General features: G+C 40.2%; 20 protein-coding genes. 9 read left to right on the top strand and 11 right to left on the bottom strand.

Annotated features, from left to right (window positions below; all coding sequences use genetic code 11):
* Positions 1 to 165 precede the first annotated feature (165 nt).
* Positions 166 to 1,638 carry a ketol-acid reductoisomerase gene (gene ilvC, locus NQT69_RS04675; RefSeq protein ID WP_256826516.1) on the bottom strand — a complete coding sequence of 491 codons (1,473 nt, stop codon included), beginning with the start codon at positions 1,636 to 1,638 and terminating at the stop codon, positions 166 to 168.
* Between the two features lie 150 nt (positions 1,639 to 1,788).
* On the opposite strand from ilvC, the gene ilvY reads away from it, so the two are divergent.
* The 5 genes from ilvY (at position 1,789) to NQT69_RS04650 (ending at position 6,048) form a co-directional block, all read left to right on the top strand.
* Positions 1,789 to 2,706: an HTH-type transcriptional activator IlvY gene (gene ilvY, locus NQT69_RS04670; RefSeq protein WP_256826740.1), complete on the top strand. Its 918-nt coding sequence runs from the start codon at positions 1,789 to 1,791 to the stop codon at positions 2,704 to 2,706.
* Between the two features lie 113 nt (positions 2,707 to 2,819).
* A complete protein-coding gene (locus NQT69_RS04665) occupies positions 2,820 to 3,677 on the top strand; it encodes a MipA/OmpV family protein (protein WP_256826515.1) in 858 nt (285 codons plus the stop codon).
* 1 nt (position 3,678) lies between these two features.
* Complete coding sequence (locus NQT69_RS04660) at positions 3,679 to 4,065, top strand: DUF3019 domain-containing protein (protein ID WP_256826514.1); 387 nt, start codon at positions 3,679 to 3,681, stop codon at positions 4,063 to 4,065.
* Positions 4,066 to 4,083: 18 nt separating this feature from the next.
* Positions 4,084 to 4,776, top strand: a complete 693-nt coding sequence (locus tag NQT69_RS04655) for a response regulator (protein ID WP_256826513.1) — start codon at positions 4,084 to 4,086, stop codon at positions 4,774 to 4,776.
* 6 nt (positions 4,777 to 4,782) lie between these two features.
* Positions 4,783 to 6,048: an ATP-binding protein gene (locus NQT69_RS04650; RefSeq protein ID WP_256826512.1), complete on the top strand. Its 1,266-nt coding sequence runs from the start codon at positions 4,783 to 4,785 to the stop codon at positions 6,046 to 6,048.
* 82 nt (positions 6,049 to 6,130) lie between these two features.
* Here NQT69_RS04650 and NQT69_RS04645 read toward each other — a convergent pair whose 3' ends face one another.
* The 3 genes from NQT69_RS04645 to NQT69_RS04635 all read right to left on the bottom strand — a co-directional run bounded on the left by NQT69_RS04645 (position 6,131) and on the right by NQT69_RS04635 (position 8,621).
* Positions 6,131 to 6,352 (bottom strand): DUF3820 family protein, encoded by a 222-nt coding sequence (locus tag NQT69_RS04645; protein ID WP_256826511.1) that lies wholly within the window; start codon positions 6,350 to 6,352, stop codon positions 6,131 to 6,133.
* Positions 6,353 to 6,468: 116 nt separating this feature from the next.
* On the bottom strand, positions 6,469 to 6,750 hold the full coding sequence (locus tag NQT69_RS04640) for a hypothetical protein (protein ID WP_256826510.1): 282 nt from the start codon (positions 6,748 to 6,750) through the stop codon (positions 6,469 to 6,471).
* Positions 6,751 to 7,049: 299 nt separating this feature from the next.
* Positions 7,050 to 8,621, bottom strand: a complete 1,572-nt coding sequence (locus NQT69_RS04635) for a cation:proton antiporter family protein (protein WP_256826509.1) — start codon at positions 8,619 to 8,621, stop codon at positions 7,050 to 7,052.
* Between the two features lie 266 nt (positions 8,622 to 8,887).
* Here NQT69_RS04635 and NQT69_RS04630 point away from each other — a divergent pair, with 266 nt between their 5' ends.
* Both NQT69_RS04630 and NQT69_RS04625 read left to right on the top strand, forming a co-directional pair.
* The gene (locus NQT69_RS04630; protein WP_256826508.1) at positions 8,888 to 9,631 is read left to right on the top strand and encodes a sporulation protein; all 744 of its coding nucleotides are present in this window, start codon (positions 8,888 to 8,890) and stop codon (positions 9,629 to 9,631) included.
* Positions 9,632 to 9,693: 62 nt separating this feature from the next.
* Positions 9,694 to 10,146, top strand: coding sequence for a GNAT family N-acetyltransferase (locus tag NQT69_RS04625; protein ID WP_256826507.1), 453 nt, complete (start codon positions 9,694 to 9,696; stop codon positions 10,144 to 10,146).
* A 21-nt stretch (positions 10,147 to 10,167) separates the two neighbouring features.
* On the opposite strand, the gene NQT69_RS04620 is transcribed toward NQT69_RS04625, so the two are convergent.
* The 6 genes from NQT69_RS04620 to NQT69_RS04595 all read right to left on the bottom strand — a co-directional run bounded on the left by NQT69_RS04620 (position 10,168) and on the right by NQT69_RS04595 (position 15,898).
* Entirely contained in the window at positions 10,168 to 11,520 is a 1,353-nt protein-coding gene (locus tag NQT69_RS04620; RefSeq protein WP_256826506.1) for a sodium-dependent transporter, read from the bottom strand.
* A 200-nt stretch (positions 11,521 to 11,720) separates the two neighbouring features.
* The gene (locus NQT69_RS04615) at positions 11,721 to 13,013 is read right to left on the bottom strand and encodes a sensor histidine kinase (protein WP_256826505.1); all 1,293 of its coding nucleotides are present in this window, start codon (positions 13,011 to 13,013) and stop codon (positions 11,721 to 11,723) included.
* 31 nt (positions 13,014 to 13,044) lie between these two features.
* Complete coding sequence (locus NQT69_RS04610) at positions 13,045 to 13,749, bottom strand: response regulator transcription factor (RefSeq protein ID WP_256826504.1); 705 nt, start codon at positions 13,747 to 13,749, stop codon at positions 13,045 to 13,047.
* Positions 13,750 to 13,759: 10 nt separating this feature from the next.
* Positions 13,760 to 14,110 carry a DUF3019 domain-containing protein gene (locus NQT69_RS04605; RefSeq protein ID WP_256826503.1) on the bottom strand — a complete coding sequence of 117 codons (351 nt, stop codon included), beginning with the start codon at positions 14,108 to 14,110 and terminating at the stop codon, positions 13,760 to 13,762.
* A 31-nt stretch (positions 14,111 to 14,141) separates the two neighbouring features.
* Positions 14,142 to 14,948, bottom strand: coding sequence for a MipA/OmpV family protein (locus NQT69_RS04600; RefSeq protein WP_256826739.1), 807 nt, complete (start codon positions 14,946 to 14,948; stop codon positions 14,142 to 14,144).
* Between the two features lie 143 nt (positions 14,949 to 15,091).
* On the bottom strand, positions 15,092 to 15,898 hold the full coding sequence (locus tag NQT69_RS04595; RefSeq protein WP_256826738.1) for a hypothetical protein: 807 nt from the start codon (positions 15,896 to 15,898) through the stop codon (positions 15,092 to 15,094).
* Positions 15,899 to 16,013: 115 nt separating this feature from the next.
* On the opposite strand from NQT69_RS04595, the gene NQT69_RS04590 reads away from it, so the two are divergent.
* Both NQT69_RS04590 and NQT69_RS04585 read left to right on the top strand, forming a co-directional pair.
* The gene (locus NQT69_RS04590) at positions 16,014 to 17,162 is read left to right on the top strand and encodes a serine hydrolase domain-containing protein (protein ID WP_256826502.1); all 1,149 of its coding nucleotides are present in this window, start codon (positions 16,014 to 16,016) and stop codon (positions 17,160 to 17,162) included.
* Between the two features lie 14 nt (positions 17,163 to 17,176).
* A complete protein-coding gene (locus NQT69_RS04585; protein WP_256826501.1) occupies positions 17,177 to 17,653 on the top strand; it encodes a histidine phosphatase family protein in 477 nt (158 codons plus the stop codon).
* A 94-nt stretch (positions 17,654 to 17,747) separates the two neighbouring features.
* Here the strand turns inward: NQT69_RS04585 and yhbY are convergent, their stop codons facing one another.
* A complete protein-coding gene (yhbY, locus tag NQT69_RS04580) occupies positions 17,748 to 18,044 on the bottom strand; it encodes a ribosome assembly RNA-binding protein YhbY (RefSeq protein WP_256826500.1) in 297 nt (98 codons plus the stop codon).
* Positions 18,045 to 18,067 lie beyond the last annotated feature (23 nt).

Genomic DNA, 18,067 nt, shown 5'->3' with positions numbered 1-18,067 from the left:
TTAGCACACTATTATGACAGCAGAATGTTGAATGTTCTCGTTATGGGTAAAATGATAGTTTTCACTGATGAAAAGTTTAAATAAATGTAAATGGAACTGAAAAAGCCCACAGCATAAGCATGTGGGCTTGGTTTCTAACAAGCGAAACTTTTTTATTGTCCAGGGTTAAACAATTTTTTTCATTGCAGACATGTAGCCGCGTAGTTTTGCACCAATGATTTCAACCGGGTGCTCACGTAGTGTTTTATTGATTTCAATAAGTGTTTGGTTATCAACATGGTTACTTTGTTCACCAAGGCCTTTACCAATGACATCTGTTGAAATGCCTTGCATGAAGTCAGCTAATAGTGGCAAGCAAGCATGGTTATACAAGTAACAACCGTATTCTGCTGTATCTGAAATAGTCCGGTTCATTTCAAATAACTTTTTGCGAGCGATTGTATTAGCAATTAATGGCGTTTCATGTAGCGATTCATAATACGCAGACTCTTCAACAATACCTGCAGCTGTCATAGTTTCAAAAGCAAGTTCAACACCGGCTTTAACCATAGCAACCATCAAAATACCGTTATCAAAAAACTCTTGCTCTGTGATTTCAACGTCAGCTGCAGGGGTTTTTTCAAAGTTCGTTTCTGCTGTTTCCCCACGCCATTTTAATAGGTTCGCATCATCATTTGCCCAATCTTCCATCATCACACGAGAGAATGTGCCATCAATAATGTCATCTTGATGCTTGTTATACAGTGGGCGCATAATCTCTTTAAGTTGCTCGCTTAGCTCAAACGCTTTTACTTTTGCTGGGTTTGATAGGCGATCAAGCATATTTGTTACACCACCGTACTTAAGCGCTTCGGTGATCACTTCCCAACCATATTGAATAAGTTTAGAGGCGTAGCCTGGCTCGATATCGTTTTCGATCATTTTGTCAAAACACAAGATTGAACCTGTTTGCAACATGCCACATAAAATGGTTTGTTCGCCCATTAGATCAGACTTCACCTCAGCGATGAAAGAAGATTTAAGTACACCCGCTCTGTGGCCACCAGTACCTGCCGCATAGGCTTTAGCTTGTGCTAAACCATGACCTTGAGGGTCGTTTTCTGGGTGGACAGCGATAAGTGTTGGTACCCCAAACCCACGCTTATATTCTTCACGTACTTCAGAACCCGGACACTTAGGTGCAACCATGATAACGGTGATGTCTTCACGTACTTGCATACCTTCTTCAACAATGTTGAAGCCATGTGAATATGCAAGCGTAGAGCCTTGTTTCATCATTGGCATAATGGCGCTTACTACAGCTGTATGTTGTTTATCAGGTGTCAAGTTAAGTACAACATCAGCAGTCGGGATAAGTTCTTCGTAAGTGCCAACAGTAAAACCATTTTCTGTTGCATTTAAAAATGATTGACGACGTTCACTGATTGCTGATTCACGTAATGTATACGCAACATCTAAGCCTGAATCTCGTAAGTTTAGACCTTGGTTTAAACCTTGGGCACCACAACCAACAATTACCAGCTTTTTACCTTTTAGCGCTTGTACACCATCGGCAAATTCAGCCGGATCCATAAATTCACACTGCGCTAATTGAGCTAACTGCTCGCGTAAAGGTAGAGTATTAAAATAATTCGCCATTGTTAGTATCCTATTTATTCATATTTGTTAGATGCAAGGTCACTTTGTCTTGCTTGGAACTACCATAAATAAAGTTTAGCCTTGCGTAAAATGATATATTTGCATTAAAGTGTTTCATAATATGAAATACTCATGCAGAGCTTTAATAAAATGGATCATAAACGTTTAGATTATTTTTTGGTGCTGGCTAAAACGCTACATTTTTCCCGTGCTAGTGAGCTTTGCCATATTAGTGCCCCTACTTTGAGTCGTAATATTAAGCAGCTTGAAGAAGAAGTTGGTGTTGCCTTGTTTAGCCGAGATAATCGCAGTGTGAAGTTAACACGAGAGGGGGAGTCGTTTATTGATTATGCAAATGCAACACTTGCTAACTGGCATCGTTTTCGTGCAAATGTACAAGACCCTGAGCAAACCATTTACGGTAAAGTCAGCATATATTGCTCTGTCACTGCCTCTTATAGTTTTCTTCATCAAATATTAGAACAATTACGGTTACAGCATCAGCATATTGAAATAAAACTCAACACAGGGGATCCCGCGCTAGCAATTAACCGTGTACTTGATTCACATGAAGCGATGGCTATCGCGGCCAAGCCGGATAAGCTGCCAGCGCAAATTGCTTTTGCAAGTATTGGTTACTCTTCGTTGGTATTCATCGCGCCCCGAAACCCTTCAGCGATTACAGAAAAGTTAGCAAGCTATAATGGTGCAGTTAATTGGTCTGAGCTGGAATTTATTGTGCCTGAGCAAGGTTTTACTCGTCAGCGACTAGAGCATTGGTGGCGTAAAAATAACATAAATGCAAAAATTTATGCTCAGGTAGCAGGTCATGAAGCCATGGTTTCTATGGTCAGCCTTGGCTTAGGTATTGCGATGGTGCCAAAAATTGTTCTGGACAATAGTCCACTGAAAGACCGCGTGCAGATAATTAATGATAAACGAGAAGCGCCAGCAGGTTTTGAGATTGGACTGGCCGTGTTGAGAAAAGAACTCGCTGATCCTGCATTAACCGCATTATGGGACATTGCGCAAGGGTTAAAAGAAGTAAACAGTATTGCTGTAAACTAATTGTAAGTGTAGATGTATCAAAAGTGTGAATGATTGTAATCGGCTAGGGATAATTGATTAATACCTTGCTATTATGGCGTTATCAGAAGTTCGAGTATTTATAAGAAATAACAATGAAGTTGATAACGTATATTCTGGGGATGAGTACACTTATTTTTGGCTTAGTTGCTGCCTGCCATGCGCAACAGTCCGAAGTTGATCCCGGTCAGAATATTATCACAGGGCAGTGGCACCTCAGTGTAAACACTGGGTTAGGTGTGATGACAAACCCCTTGCAAGGTGGCGATAACTTACCTTTAGTGTTAATACCCGAAGTGGCGTATTACGGCGAACAATTCTTTTTTGACAATGGCCGTATCGGTTACAGTTTAAAACCAGACTCCCCCCATGTGTTTAATCTTGTTGCGGAGTTTAACCCAGAAACGCGCTTTTTTGTTGATTGGCACCCTAGTAATGTATTTGCTTTATCTTCGGCCAGCTCGTTGAATTTTACTCAAAACGAGCAATTTGAACAGCAACCAAAAATAGCAATCACTGAGCTTGATAAGCGAAAGTGGGCATTAGATTCTGGGCTTAGCTACCATTATATTCATCAACGCCATGTGTTTTCAGCACAAGCGCTGGCTGATGTATCTGGTGTGTATAAAGGTTGGCGTGCAGCACTGCAATGGCAAATGCATCACAATATTGGTGAGCTGCGAGTGAAGCCCAGCTTAGGTATTTGGTATAAATCAACCGATCTCAATAACTACTTTTATGGTGTAACAGAAAAAGAAAACCCAAATGGTGCAATTGCCGTTGGTAGTAGTTGGCAGCCTTATGCTAAAATAGATGCCCGCTGGCCTTTAAATGAGGCCAATTCAGTGCGTTTTCATTTGGCTTATTATGATTACTCAGCCTTGGATGACAGTCCGCTGTTCGAACAAACGTATTCAATGACTGCTTTTATAGGATTTGATCATATTTTTTAATATGAAGTATCTACATTGTGCTGTATGTACTGTTGTTTTAGCTTTACCGCCAATTCCAGCAGTTGCAAAAATAGATAAGCTTAGCGTATCACCTAAAGTCTGTGTGGTTTCAGAACAACAAGAGTTTTGTGATCTTGATTTAAAGTTTACTATTTCATTACCACAAGCAATGGATGTATGCTTATACCAGCAGGCACAGCAATTAAAGTGCTGGCAACAAATGAGGTCTGCACACTTTGAATATAAAGCGCATGTTCAGGTTGAGACCATATACTCCTTGATCAATCCTCACACGGAAGAACAAATAGCAACCGCAAGTGTTGCCGTACAAAGTACTCAAGCGAAAACGACTCGGCGTCGCTTACGTTCTCCGTGGAGCTTTTTTTAATTCTGGAGCTGCATGAAAATGGCAAAGATTTTACTCGTTGAAGATGATTTAGGGTTACAGCAATTAACACGAGATTACCTAGAAAGTAATGGCCTAGAAGTGGCTGTTCTTGACCGAGGTGATGAAGTATTTGATTACTTGGAAAACAACCACGTTGATTTAATGATTCTAGATGTTATGTTGCCGGGTAAAGATGGGTTTAGCGTTTGCCGTCAAGTACGAGATAAATTTAGCCTGCCTATTTTAATGCTAACCGCTAAGGGTGAAGATTTTGATCAAGTCATAGGGCTAGAGTTAGGTGCTGATGACTATGTGATAAAGCCAGCTGAACCACGTGTTTTGTTGGCGCGTATTAGCGCATTATTAAGACGCGGTCAGGCAACAATAAAAGTGCCAGAAGAGTTACAATTTGGTGATTTGAATATAGACAAAACAAGCCGAATTGTGCGTTTGAAAAACAATGAAATTACACTTACTTCTCATGAGTTTGAGTTACTCTGGTTGTTAGCCTCTAATGCTGGTGAAGTACTGAGTCGCGAACATGTACACCAGCATATGATTGGGCGTCAATACGATGGCTTAGACCGTACTGTAGATGTACGTGTATCGCGTATTCGCAAAAAACTCGGTGATAATAGTGATAAACCGTATCGTATTAAAACGGTGTGGGGACAGGGTTATTTATTTGTCTCAGATGCGTGGGGAATGTAAGCGTTAATGGGGAAGCTATTTGCAAGTTTATATTTGTACATTATAGTTTCCCTGTTCTTAGTGAGTGGGGTCATTGAACAGCTATGGCCCTATGAAGATTCCCAGCAACAATTCTCTCTTGACGATGAGTTTGGCCAATCTCTTTGGTTATTGACCCAGACAGAGCAAGGTATTGCACATATCACAGCCAACTTCGGTAGTAATATTGTTCAAAAACAAGATCTTGTTCTTCCTACCATGCAGCAACAGGCATTACAACAAAAGCAGTATATCTACCTGTTTGATCAACAGCAACGAGCTATTTGGTATGTAACTTTAGATGCTGAGCGATTATTACAAATTGGCCCTATTGAGGTCGCAGCCCCTGCTTTTTCTTCTGTTTGGCCCTATTTATTATTATTGTGTGTTGTTGGCATCCCCGTTGGCCTGTGGAGCTTTTTACTGTGGCGTGATTTTTCTAAATTGCGATTAGCCTGCGAAGCGGTTGATGGCTCGCAAGATTTTGAGTTAAGTGAATCATCTAAATCATTTTTTTTACCAATAACCGATACCTTAACAGCAATGCAATTACGCATTCAGCACTTATTAACTGCCCAACAAGAATTAACGTCTTCTGTTTCTCATGAGTTTAGAACGCCGTTAGCAAGGCTAAAGTTTGCACTGGCTATGTTAGAAGAGCGGGTAACTGATGAAAAAGCTTTCGATTACATTGATACCATGCAGTTAGACATTATCGAATTGGAGTCTTTAGTCAAAGAGATGCTGGATTATGCCCGCCTGGATAGCCAGCAACCTAACATAACGATGCAACAATGTGATCTTGTACAGTTAGTGCAAAGCGTGATCAACAAGCTTGATTTTGCTACTGAAGTAAATTTAATTACCCAATTACCTTCAAGCTATCTTTATCGGTGTGATAGCCACTTTATTGCTCGAAGTATTCAGAACCTGATCGGAAATGCCTTGAAGTACGCACAGCAACAGATACGAGTTAGTTTAGTAGAGCAAGAAAATCATATTTTGATTATTGTGGAAGATGATGGCCCTGGTATTGATGAGTCACAGTGGGAAACCGTGTTTAAGCCCTTCGCAAGGTTAGATAAAAGCCGAGATAAAAAAACCGGTGGTTTTGGCTTAGGCCTTGCGATAGTCGCCAAAATCGTGTCATGGCACCAGGGGCGCTGTGCAGTAGGGAGCTCGTCGCTGGGAGGGGCTAAATTAACTATTTTCTTAGACAAGCAACCGCAAAAAGGCGAAAAAAAAGCGCCATAACGGCGCTTTTCTATGGATTAAACCAAAATCAACAAGTAGCGCAGTAATAGACTCACCCGCTTTGATAAAGTTCACAAAAAAGTTAAGACTTTTTATTTTCTAAAAGTGGCATCAACATCTCTTCTAGCCCATTTAGTTTTACTTCGTACATCATGGCTAATTGAGCACCAAGCTGCCCTGAAGGAAAGCCTTTTTGTTTAAACCAAACTAGATAAGGTTCAGGTAATAACAACAAAGGACGGCCAGCGTATTTACCAAATGGCATTTTTGTATTGATTGCGCTTTTGAGTAGCTCAGTATCCATTTTTATCTTAAATCAGGAATTTAATGGCAAGCATATAATATTAAGAGGAAAGAAAATAGGCTGTGACGGGCAAGAAACAGCCTATTTAAAGCGAGGGAGTAGGCCTCGCTGTTTACTTAATGGATTTGATAGCTGGGCTTTTTAGCAAAACCTAGCTGCTTTAGGCGAAGGATAATCGAAGGATCATCAATACGCTGAGGCGTTTCACTTTCGCGTAAAAAGTGATTGCTAGGCACTTGATAAACATCAAGCATTTTTTGAAACAACACTGAGCGCATTGTCATCGCTGTCATTCCGTTACTTTGCATTTCGTCTAGGTGATTTTGTAGCTCAACCAGTTTAGGGCTATTGGTATCATCAGCGACTGCTTGAAACTGTGTAGCAAACTTATCTTTCATCTAAAACCTTTAAAATTGCAAAAAATAAAAACAAATGAATACGTATGCATAGACAGCAGAAACTTAATTTCTGTGTTAAAAATAGAGACTTACGTATTAATCAGTGAAAGCAGTTTACTCTGTTTTAGGGGGCGAATGCCAACCTGGATGTAAAGCTTTGTAAATGTATTTGACGTTGAAATGGGGACTGGAAAGAACAGTCTTTTAGACGTCTAGATGTAAGTTTCTGAATCTTAGATAAAAATAGTTATCAGTTCCTTTAATCGGGCTGATAACTATTTTTAGCTGGTGGAATTACATTAAGAAAATAATTTCTGTTTTACATGTTCAGCAAAACCACTACCGGCTTCTAAGTAAAAGTTATAGGTAGAGTCAACCCCCATTTCTTCAAGTTCTTTTTGCTGATCGGGGTAATTTGCAATCGCGGTTACTTGGCCTTGATAGCCAGATGCTTTTAATTGTTCAAGGGCAAAAATATTTTGCATATGTTTAGGCATTGCTAACATGATCATCTCTACATGCGAGTGGTTAACCCGTTGCCAAAAGTCAGGATCCGTCGCATCTGCAAGCAGCGCTTTGCGGCCACGGCGAATATGCTTATCAACCACCTCAGGTTTAATATCAACACCAGCAACAACGCCTGGGTGGGTTATATTGATTGTCTCATAGGCACCGGTGCCGATACGGCCCATACCAAAAATAACGATTTTGGTATCATTGAGATTAACCGGCAGCTCTTCGGCTAAGCGGGTTTTACTTTCAAATCTAAGTAACCATTTTTCAATGCTGACGTAGATTTCATTAGAGCGTTTGTTCAGTGGTGATGCAATAACAAATGTAAGTGATACTGCTATAGCCATCACTGCTAACCACTCCGCAGTGATCATATTACTGGTTGCAGCTACCATGCAGACGATAAGGCCAAACTCGCTGTAATTGGTTAGAGTAAATGCACTTAATAAAGATGTACGAGCACGTAATTTGAATGCGTTAGTAAACATGTAATAAAGCGCCACTTTTATTGGTAATACAAGCACCATCACTAAAGCGATAAATAACGAGTAGATAGTGAGCTCAGCGCCAAGACCTATGGTTAAGAAAAAGCCAACGAGTAAGATCTCTTTTACATTTAGTAGCGACTTTGCAAGTTCACCAGCTTTTTTATGTGGGGCGAAAATCATGCCAATTATAAGTGCACCTAAATCGCCTTTAAGACCTGCAAATTCGAAAGCATGGTAGCCGATCACTAAGGCAAAAAAGAAACCAAACAAGGGGAGTAGCTCGCCATGCTTTGAGCGATTTAAGATCCAAAACATGACAGGGCGTAACAAAGGCAATAATGCAAACAGTGCTAATGCCCAACCATTAGGCACTTTGCCTGTACTAATGGCTAAAAAGATAACCGCGAAGATATCTTGCATAACTAAAATACCAATAGCAATTTTACCATGCAAGCTTGCCATTTCACCGCGTTCTTCTAGTACTTTTACGGCAAATACGGTACTCGAGAAACTAAATGCAAACCCTACGAGTAGCGCACTTTGCCAGCTTAGTTCTTTAAATAAAGGCAGCGCAAGGGAGCCAAGTAACAGCATGAAGCCACAAAACAATACACTGCTTAAAATGATGTGTAATGACGCGGGAGCCCATACTTGTGGCTTCACTAAGTTTGCGACACGTAGCTTTAAGCCAATACTAAATAGTAATAAGGTTACACCAAGATCAGCAATCGAATTTAATAAGTCAGTAGTTTTATACCCAGCTAAGTTTAACCCAAAACCGGCAATCAAAAAGCCAATTAATGGCGGAAGCTTAAGTTGATAGATAACAAAACCACAAACAAAAGCGGCTGCAAAATATAATAGTTCCATAATACTTAATATGACTTCATTTGGTCTATCAGTGTAGCGAAATCTCAGCACTTTTGAAATTAAATAGTCTATGATGTGAATATGAAATCAGCATAAATAGGGTTTTAACTGTATGAAAAATGCGCGCTTGCACATTTTTTAGTGGGAAAACGCAATAAATCACTATTTTTTCGCTGACATCGGCTTTTAAATGTGGTTAAGATGCAGTAACAAAGGATTTTAAGTGCAACTTTAGTAGCGAGTAAGCGGCACTTAAGGAGAAATAGATGTTTAAAAAGATTCTTGCATCAGTCGGTATTGGTGCAGCAAAAGTTGATACCATTTTAGAAACTGAACACTTACAGCCAGGGCAGAAATTTAATGCTCAAATCGTCATAACCGCTGGGGATGTTAGCCAAGAAATTTCGGGCCTCGACCTTGCGCTTATGACACGTGTTAAAGTTGAAGGTGAGGATGGCAGCTATTTTACAAATCATGTGATTGATAAATGGCGTATAACAGATATAGGCACTATCGAACCAGGACAAGAAAAACAGATACCATTTGAAGCGCGGCTTCACTCGGAAACACCGATTACTGAAATAAATGCCGGCTATAACCAATCACATGTTTGGCTTGAAACTGGCCTTGATATTGACTTAGCACTGGATCCTAGCGATAAAGATCATCTGCATATTTACCCTAACGATGCGGTTAATACATTTATGCAAGCAATGGATAAACTGGGTTTTAGTTTAGTGAAAGCAGATGTGGAAAAAGGGTTTTTACGCGCTTCCACATTTAGTTCTGTATCAGGTTGTTATCAAGAATTAGAATATAAGCCCAATAGCCGTAGTATGTTCGGTTTACAAGAAGTTGAATTATCTTTTGTTCCTGAAGCTCATAAAACTCATGTCTTAATTGAGTTGGATAGGGCGTTTCGTGGCGATGGTTATGTCGATCTCACTATTGAACATGACCATGTCAACCTGTCACAACTGTGTGATCAACTTGAGCGCTTATTTGCTTAACGTTAAAATGAACACATTAATTACAGCCCAGCATTGTCTGGGCTTTTTTATCAGGATTTTTTATGGATTTACTAGTCAAACCATTTTCTGCATTAACCACGTCAGAGTTTTATACAATTGTTAAAGGCCGTATTGATGTGTTTGTAGTGGAGCAAGCGTGCCCATACCCGGAGCTAGATGATGTTGACTGCAATAGTGCGACACAGCACCTGTATTGGTTTACTGAAGAGCAGCTGGGTGCTTATGCACGGTGTTATATTAAGAATGAGCAGTACAGTGCTATTGGTCGCGTACTCATTAGTAAAACACAGCGTGGTAATGGATTTGCGCAAAAACTAGTGGAGCAGGCAATCGCTGTATGTGTTGAGCAATGGCCTAGTAAGGATGTGTATATTGGTGCGCAAACGTATTTATTGGATTTCTATCGCAGCTTTGGCTTTAGCGCTATTGCAACACCTTATTTAGAAGACGGTATTGAGCACCAAGATATGATTTTAAAAAATCCATCAGCTTAGCTGATGGATTTAATTGTTCGATTAACCAAATATAGAGTTTATAAATACCAGCGCAATTGCAATTGGACAAATAAACTTGATATACCAAGGCCAAATTTTCCAAAACAGGCTATCCTCTACATCGGGACAGCCTTGCTTAATCTCATTAAGTAATGAGTTTCTATACCAAATCCAGCCGACAAATATACAGCACATTAATCCTAGTAATGGTTGACCGAATTTCGTTGTGATAGTGATCACTAAACCGAATAGTGCGCCAAAATTGATCACTATGGTTGAACTGACCAACGCAATGATGGCGCCAATAAGCCATGTTGCTTTTACACGATCAAGATTAAAGCGCTCCACGGCGTAGGAGACAGGGGCTTCTAGCATTGAAATAGATGAGGTAAGTGCGGCAATGCTCATTAGTGCAAAAAAAGCAAAGCCGACAAATAAACCTATTGTACCCATACCATCAAATAGTGCCGGTAATACTTGAAAAACTAAAGTATCTTCCGAGAGTAGCTTTCCAGTGTCACTGAAAATTTCAACGCCTTGTGCTTGAGCTACATACATTGCAGGGATGATCAATAAACCCGCTATAAATGCGATAAATACATCTATTAATGTAACGTAGGCGCCAAGTGAAACTAGGTTTTCTTTTTTGCTGATATAAGAGCCATAAATAATCATCACACTAGTACCGAGGGACAATGAAAAGAATGCTTGCCCTAGGGCGTTGACTAGTAACTCAGGGTTGAGAATCGAACTGAAATCAGGCACCAGATAAGCTTTGAGGCCTGTCATTGCACCGTCTTGCATCATTACATAAATTATAAGCGCGAATAAAATCGACAACAACGCGGGCATTAAGCGTTTTGACCACTTTTCGATGCCGTTTTCAACACCGCGACTAATTATTGCCACGGTTAAGATTATAAAGCCAGCGGTGAATATCAGGTTTCGTGATAGTGATTGTTCACTTAGCCAGTTTGCCACAGTGTCGCTACCGCTCAATGTTGCAATGGGCTCTAAGGTTGCACTGATCATCCAGCCTGCCACGATGGCATAAAAGCTTAATATGAGTCCTGCACAAATAATCCCACCAAAGCCAACAGCAAAAGCAAAGCGCTTTTGTGCCTCACAGTTCGATATTTTACGTAAAGATGAAACCGCATTTGCTTGGCCATGACGGCCAATGGTCAGTTCAGCCATGAGCGCAGGGTAGGCTAAACAAAACGCCAAGATAAGATAGGCAACTAAGAATGCTGCACCGCCATTGCTGGCTGTTTGTGTGGGAAAGCCCCAAATATTACCTAAGCCCACCGCTGAGCCGGCGGCGGCCATGATGAATCCAAATCGGGAGCTAAACTCCCCTCTCATTGCGCTCATTATTATTACTTCTCAATTGTGTGACGGCGGTGACAATCTACTGTAAATGCAAAAAAATAAAAAGCACTTATTTTTTCTTATAATTGTGTTTGTTTAATTTTACATCGTTGATGGCTATAGATGTCGCCAATATAGTCACTAAGTTATTGTATAACAAGATTATCCTAGTTAAGCAGTAGATGTAAACCGTAACATAATAGTTACATGTTTTTTGTGTTATGTATTTTTAAGGTAAAGCAGGCACCGCAAAGTCGCTTACTACGGTCAACTGAAACTGAACCATGATGCCAATCCGCGACTTTGGCAACAATGGCCAAACCTAAACCATAACTTTGATCACCACGGTTACGATGGCTTTGTTCTTGAAAAAACGGGCTAAACACCTTATGCCAGTTTTTTTCATTAATCCCTGGGCCATCATCTTCAACTGTGAAAACAATGGTTTGTTCTTGCTTATAGGCTGATAAAATAATTTTTTTATGCGCAAAATCACATGCATTGCTGAGCAAATTCGTGATTGCTCGAGCTAGCCAGTGTAAGTCTGCATAAATGTTGATATCGCTACAGTTTAGTTCTAAATCAAGTTGCTGCTGCTGCACTTTTGGCTCTAATTGATGGATTAAAGTTGTTAAGTATTCATTGAGTTGTGCGTTGGCATAGGTTAGTTGAGTCGCTTTTTGCTCCAAGGTGGCAAACGCGAGGTAGCTTTTGAGCATAGATTCCATCTGATCTAAATCAGATTCCATCCGTGCTAGGTAACTTTGTCGCTTTTGCTCATCGGTGCAATCAAGCGCTGCATCTAAGCCAAAACGTAAACATGCAATTGGAGTACGAATATCATGAGACAAACTAGAGGCCATCAATTTATTTTCATCGAGTAACTTTTCAATTTGACTGGCCATGCGATTAAATGTCATCTCCACGTCTTTTATATAGGTAAAGTGAGAGACCGTAATTCGCGCTTGTAAATTACCACTGGCAAACTGTTTTGCAGCCTCATTAACGACACTCAAGCGTTTAGCTAGTGGGGCAATAATAAAGCCCATAAAGACACATAAACCCGCATAAAAGAGTAAAGTGAGCAACATGTCATTTTGCTGTGTAAGCTCTTGGCGCTTTTCTAAACGTAGCTTCAAATGAAAAGGTGCAAGCTGAGCGTTACTATAAAGTAGGTAAAATCCTTGTTGGTCTTCCAGTATTAGCCCTCCTTTTTTATTCATTTCATTAACTAAAGATGCAGGTAAAGCAAGTGCTTGAGTTGCGCGGTACGTTAGAGGTAAAGAAAACTGAGAAGCGAGTTGTTGGGTAACAGTGACGCGCTGCTGTTGAGGCACAGCACTTATTTGCTGACTTAAACCCATAAGTAATTTACTTTGCAGTTCAAACTCATCGTTAGTCGCGGAGGTTTGCTGGCTAAATGCATCAATCAGCCAGCCAAGCACAACAATAGACAGCAGCGCGCTGCCTAATAATGAAATATAGAACTTTTTCATTTGTTGTTACAACCAGATCTTGCCATGATAACTACCACGCACTAGCAACAAGTAGGTAACCTCGGCCCCAAATAGTTTTTATTTTTTCTGGGTGTTGTGGGTCGTCGTTGAATTTTTTGCGCAGTGCAGAAATAAGTACATCTACACTACGATCTAAACCATCGTATTCTCGCCCTTTTGTTGCTTTAAATACCGCATCGCGTGAGACAACTTGCCCGGCGTTAGCGGCTAAATACTGGAGCAGCAAATATTCAGCACTGGATATAGGTTGTTCCACGTTATTTATAAATACATTACGGGCTTGGGTATCAATCTTCAAAGCGCCAACTTCGATTATTTTATCCTTATCTTTATGTTCGACACTGTCGTTGTTCAATCGCAGCGCTGCTTTAATTCGTGCTAATAATGCCCGCGGTCTAACCGGTTTCATGATGTAATCACTGGCCCCGACTTCTAAGCCAATGACTTCATCCATCTCATCATCTCGAGCGGTAAGCATAATGATAGGGCGCATATAAAACTGGCGAAGCTCTCGGCATACGCTAATTCCGTCTTGCCCCGGTAGCATCACATCCAATAAAATGAGATCGGGGTTGAGTTTTTTTACATCGGTAACAACTTGATCGCCACGACTACAAATTTGTGTGGTGTAGCCTTGTTCAGTTAAATACTCTGCCACCCATTGCGCAAGTGAGCTATCGTCTTCTACTAATAAAATAGTGCCGTAATTGTCCATAAAACTCTCTTTAAAATAGTCGCCAGCGACGTTTTTTTTGTCGATTTTGATAAACCCATTGTAATTGAACTTGGGTCGTTGCGATGATTTTACCGTTATCACTATTGATTAGTTCAAAAGCGATTGTTTCAACAGAATCAAATGCGTAATTGAATTGACCCGCTTGCTGCTTTAACCAACATTGCATGATGTGTTTTGATGTCGCATCACGTAGGCAATAGTTGCCAATCTCAGGTTGTTGCCAGTTTATTATTACATCGGCGTAGCAATTACGTCCTTCACGCAGTGCCACACAGGTATCTGGTACGGCAACTAATTTATTTCTTTCATCTGGCTCGCCGTAAACTAAAAGCGGTGTCATACTTAGCACACACAAAAGCAGCAGAAGGGTTTTAAAATACATATCGCACGCCTACCATGGCTTTGTGTTGATAGCTTTGTGAAACAATAGGGCTGTTAGCTATCTCGTCGGAGAACCAAGTTGATAACCAACCACCTAAAAATACCCAATGTTGATTAAGTGGATATTCGGCATGAAACTCAAAAACTAAGCTGCTAGCTGTGCCTGTGCTGTATACAGGCCTATTGGCTGTTGCTTCGTCTGAGGTTATGCCGAAATAATAATTGGTGAAATCATCTGAAAATGCGCTGATCCCTACGCCGGTACGAAACTCCCAATTGCGCCAAGGTAATATATGACTGAAAAAAGAATTGATTATCCAACCATTATGGGCGTTTGAAATGTCATGTAAGTACTCAAAAGAAACTTGTGAGTTTTCAAAGCGACGGGCTAAACGAAGACCTGTATTGAAGTCATATTTACGAGTATGGATACCAGCCAACTCATCAATGGTGCCGGTGTTATAGAAGTCTAGTCCTGTATCATCAAAACCAGCCTGCACATTAGTGCCAATTATATCAAGCTCCCAATTAAACTGCTCAATAATACTATAACCAATGATGACGCCACCACTGAGTTGGCTGTGGTCTATATCTAAATAAAAGCGGTTGTAGGATAAAGCTAGGTTAAGATCAAGCTCTAAACCATCGCTGTATGAGTCCATTCCAACTAAGAAGGAGTCTTCAATATAATATCCCGCACCTGCGCTCCAATCCCATGCAAAGCCAGTGGTAGGTTCTAGTGTATTATCTGCATAATAGCGGTTACTTGCTATGCTGGTGTTGCACCACAAACACATACTGATAAATAGAAGTTTCAAATATGGTTTTAATTGGTTATGCAGCATCCGTTTCCCAGCAGCTTAAGTAGAGTAATTAAGTGTATTATATTGTCAAAGAGTTCCTTTTATCTGTAAAAAAATGTATGAAATCGTATTATTTTTTATTGCACCTTAATTTTATCAATCAAAATACTGGTTAAATAGAACTGCATCATAGGTGTCAGTGCGCTGATTTCAGTACGGTTACAGGGGCCTTGCAGCTTACTTAGGTTACTCATTTTGCTGATGGTTTTATAAGGGGGAATTGTAAGGTCTTGGTTTACTCGAGCCATGCGAGCCTGTTCAGTATTTTGTTGATGAATAAATGAGGTAACCTCTAATTCGTTACTAATTACTTGCTCTTGTACAAAGCTATACACCAGCGGCTCTCTGTGAAAGCTCGCGCTATCAATTGATGACTTGCCAAACCATACTACATCACCTGAAGCTCTGTGGGTTAAACGCATGCTAACTTGCGCATTGATAGTCGCGCATTGCTGAATTGGATAAAGTTTTGCGACTTTGTCAAACGTTGGAGTGATTTCAGCAGGGGGGGTAATTTGATATTTAGTGTCGTCAATAAAATTAAGCTCTAGATGGTGAATTGACAAGGTATAGTCAGTAACGCCCTGGTCAACAACACGTAAATTAATCGCTTTTAGTGCATCACTAATTTGCATAAATAAAGTGTCAGTGACACTGGCTTGATCTGCGACTATTCTTACGGTTTGATTTCTAGTCACTTTATGGGCAGGCAACTGTACAGACTTAACTTTAGGAGAGGCGTGCTCTGTTTCATACTGAACTTGCAGTTTTTGGCTTTTTAGAGACGGCTTTTCAGGCATTTCTAATGGTGCTGCGATAGGAGGCGGTGCGGTAACACATGCTGAGGTGGAAACGATAAAAACAGCGATAATAAGAATACGAATAATCACAATAAACCCTTAAAAAATTCATGAATCGAGGCATTGTACGTTAGTCTTAATAAAAGTTCATGGTATTATGCGCTCAGAATCTTCTCAATGTAGATAAAAATAATAAAAAATGAAGTACTTTGTACAATTAATTTATGCCTTTGTGTTACTTACTCCGTTAGCTTTTCCTTGCATTAGCCATGCAGCTGATAAACAGTGGCAATCTTTCATTAATGATTATAATCAACATTTAGCTTTAAAATTAAAATCAAAAGGGATCCCTGGAGGAGCGTTATCAATCGTAAACGGCCCTAATAACAGCTTTGTTAAAGGGTTTGGCGTTACAAAAATTGCAAAAGGGCGAACTGTTGACGCCCATACCCGTTTTCGTTTAGCGTCAGTGTCGAAAACGTTTGCCGGCTCGCTCACAGCAAAGCTTGCCAGTGAAGGGCGTTTTTCCCTTGAAGATCCAGTTAGTAAGTTTATCCCCGAATTTGCCAATACCAGCTATCAGAATAACTTGAAGGTCTATCATTTGTTAAGCCATTCAGGGGGCTTAGTGCCGAATGCCTATGATAATTTAATCGAATCAAGAATGAGTTACCCTGATATTGTTGAAAAGCTATTAAGTGTTGAACCTATTTGCAAGCCTGGGCAATGTTATGGCTACCAAAATGTGATGTTTAGTCTAGTAGATGAAGTGATCAAAACAAGTACAAAAATGGATTATGCTCGTTGGTTAAACGAATTTATATTTGCTCCATTACAAATGAATGATGCAAGTGTTGGCTACCACGGTATGGTTATAGACAAGAATTATGCACATCCCCATGTCAGGGGGCGAAAGCGTTGGCATACTGCGCGATTAAAGCAAAATTACTATAAGGTGCTACCTGCCGCGGGTGTTAATGCCAGTGCCAGTGATATGGCAATATGGCTTAAAGCGCAATTGGGTTATTACCCAAGTGTTTTGTCGCCCGAAGTACTCGCAGATCAAACTCGCCCTTATACTCATACTAAAAAAGAGCTGCGTAGACGGGTTTGGAAAAAACATCTCAAAGAGGCTTATTATGGCTTAGGCTGGCGGGTATATAACTACGATAATGAAACACTTTATTATCATAGCGGTTGGGTGCAAGGGTACCGAAGCGATATTGTTGTTCTGCCGCATTTAAACATAGGCTTCAGCTTAATTTTAAACGCAGAAACAGGTTTAATAAATGAGCTAACCACAGAGTTTATTGACCGAGTACTGACCTATAAGCGCCAGGAAAAATAACGCCAGGAGCAGCCATGAAATACATATTGAGCTTAGTGATAGTGTTTTGTTCTACGCTAGTATATGCGACACCTGATAATATCTATTTATTTCGCCATAGTGAAAAAGGCGAAGGTGAGAACCCACATTTAACAACCGCGGGAGAGCAAAGAGCGAAACGCCTGCCTACGCTAATTGCTGATACTCCAACAGTAACGTTATACAGCACTAATTATAATCGAACTCTTGAAAGCGCAGGTGAATTAGCTAAGCATTTTGCTGTTGAGATTAATATTTATGATCCGCGAGATTTAGTAGCGTTCAAACGTCAGGTTTTGCAACAAGAGGGCACCGTGATTGTGATTGGTCACAGTAATACGAGTGTGCAATTAGCAGCAATAATTTCTGAAGGAACGGTTCGTAAGATGCCTGAGTCAGAATTTTTACGTTACTTTTTACTACAGCGCACAGGGAAAAGTTATCATTTGAGTGATCTGCGAATGAATTTTTAGCCTGATTGCACATTCTTTTACATTTTTCTTCGTAGTGAATTTTAATTATAAAAAAAACCAGCATGTGCTGGTTTTTTTATAACGAGGAAAAAAATTAATTGCGTGGCAATTGAATCTTTTTCTCTTCGCTTTGGCGGTAAAGTACAATAGTGTGGCCGATTGTTTGCAGCTTCTGTGCGCCGGTTTCACGTACAATCGCCTCAAAAATCAACGCTTTAGTCTCACGGTCATCGGTAGGAACTTTTACTTTGATGAGTTCGTGAATTTCTAGTGCACTTTGAATTTCAACCACAACACCTTCGGTTAAACCGTTTGCACCAAGAAGTACAACGGGTTTTAGAGAGTGTGCTTGACCTTTTAAAAACTGCTTTTGCTTGTTCGATAATTTCATGTTGTTACAAATTTTGCTGAATA

The organism is Pseudoalteromonas shioyasakiensis (assembly GCF_024518675.1).
GTDB lineage: Bacteria > Pseudomonadota > Gammaproteobacteria > Enterobacterales > Alteromonadaceae > Pseudoalteromonas > Pseudoalteromonas shioyasakiensis_B.
This window is presented reverse-complemented; position numbering and strand designations above follow the sequence as displayed.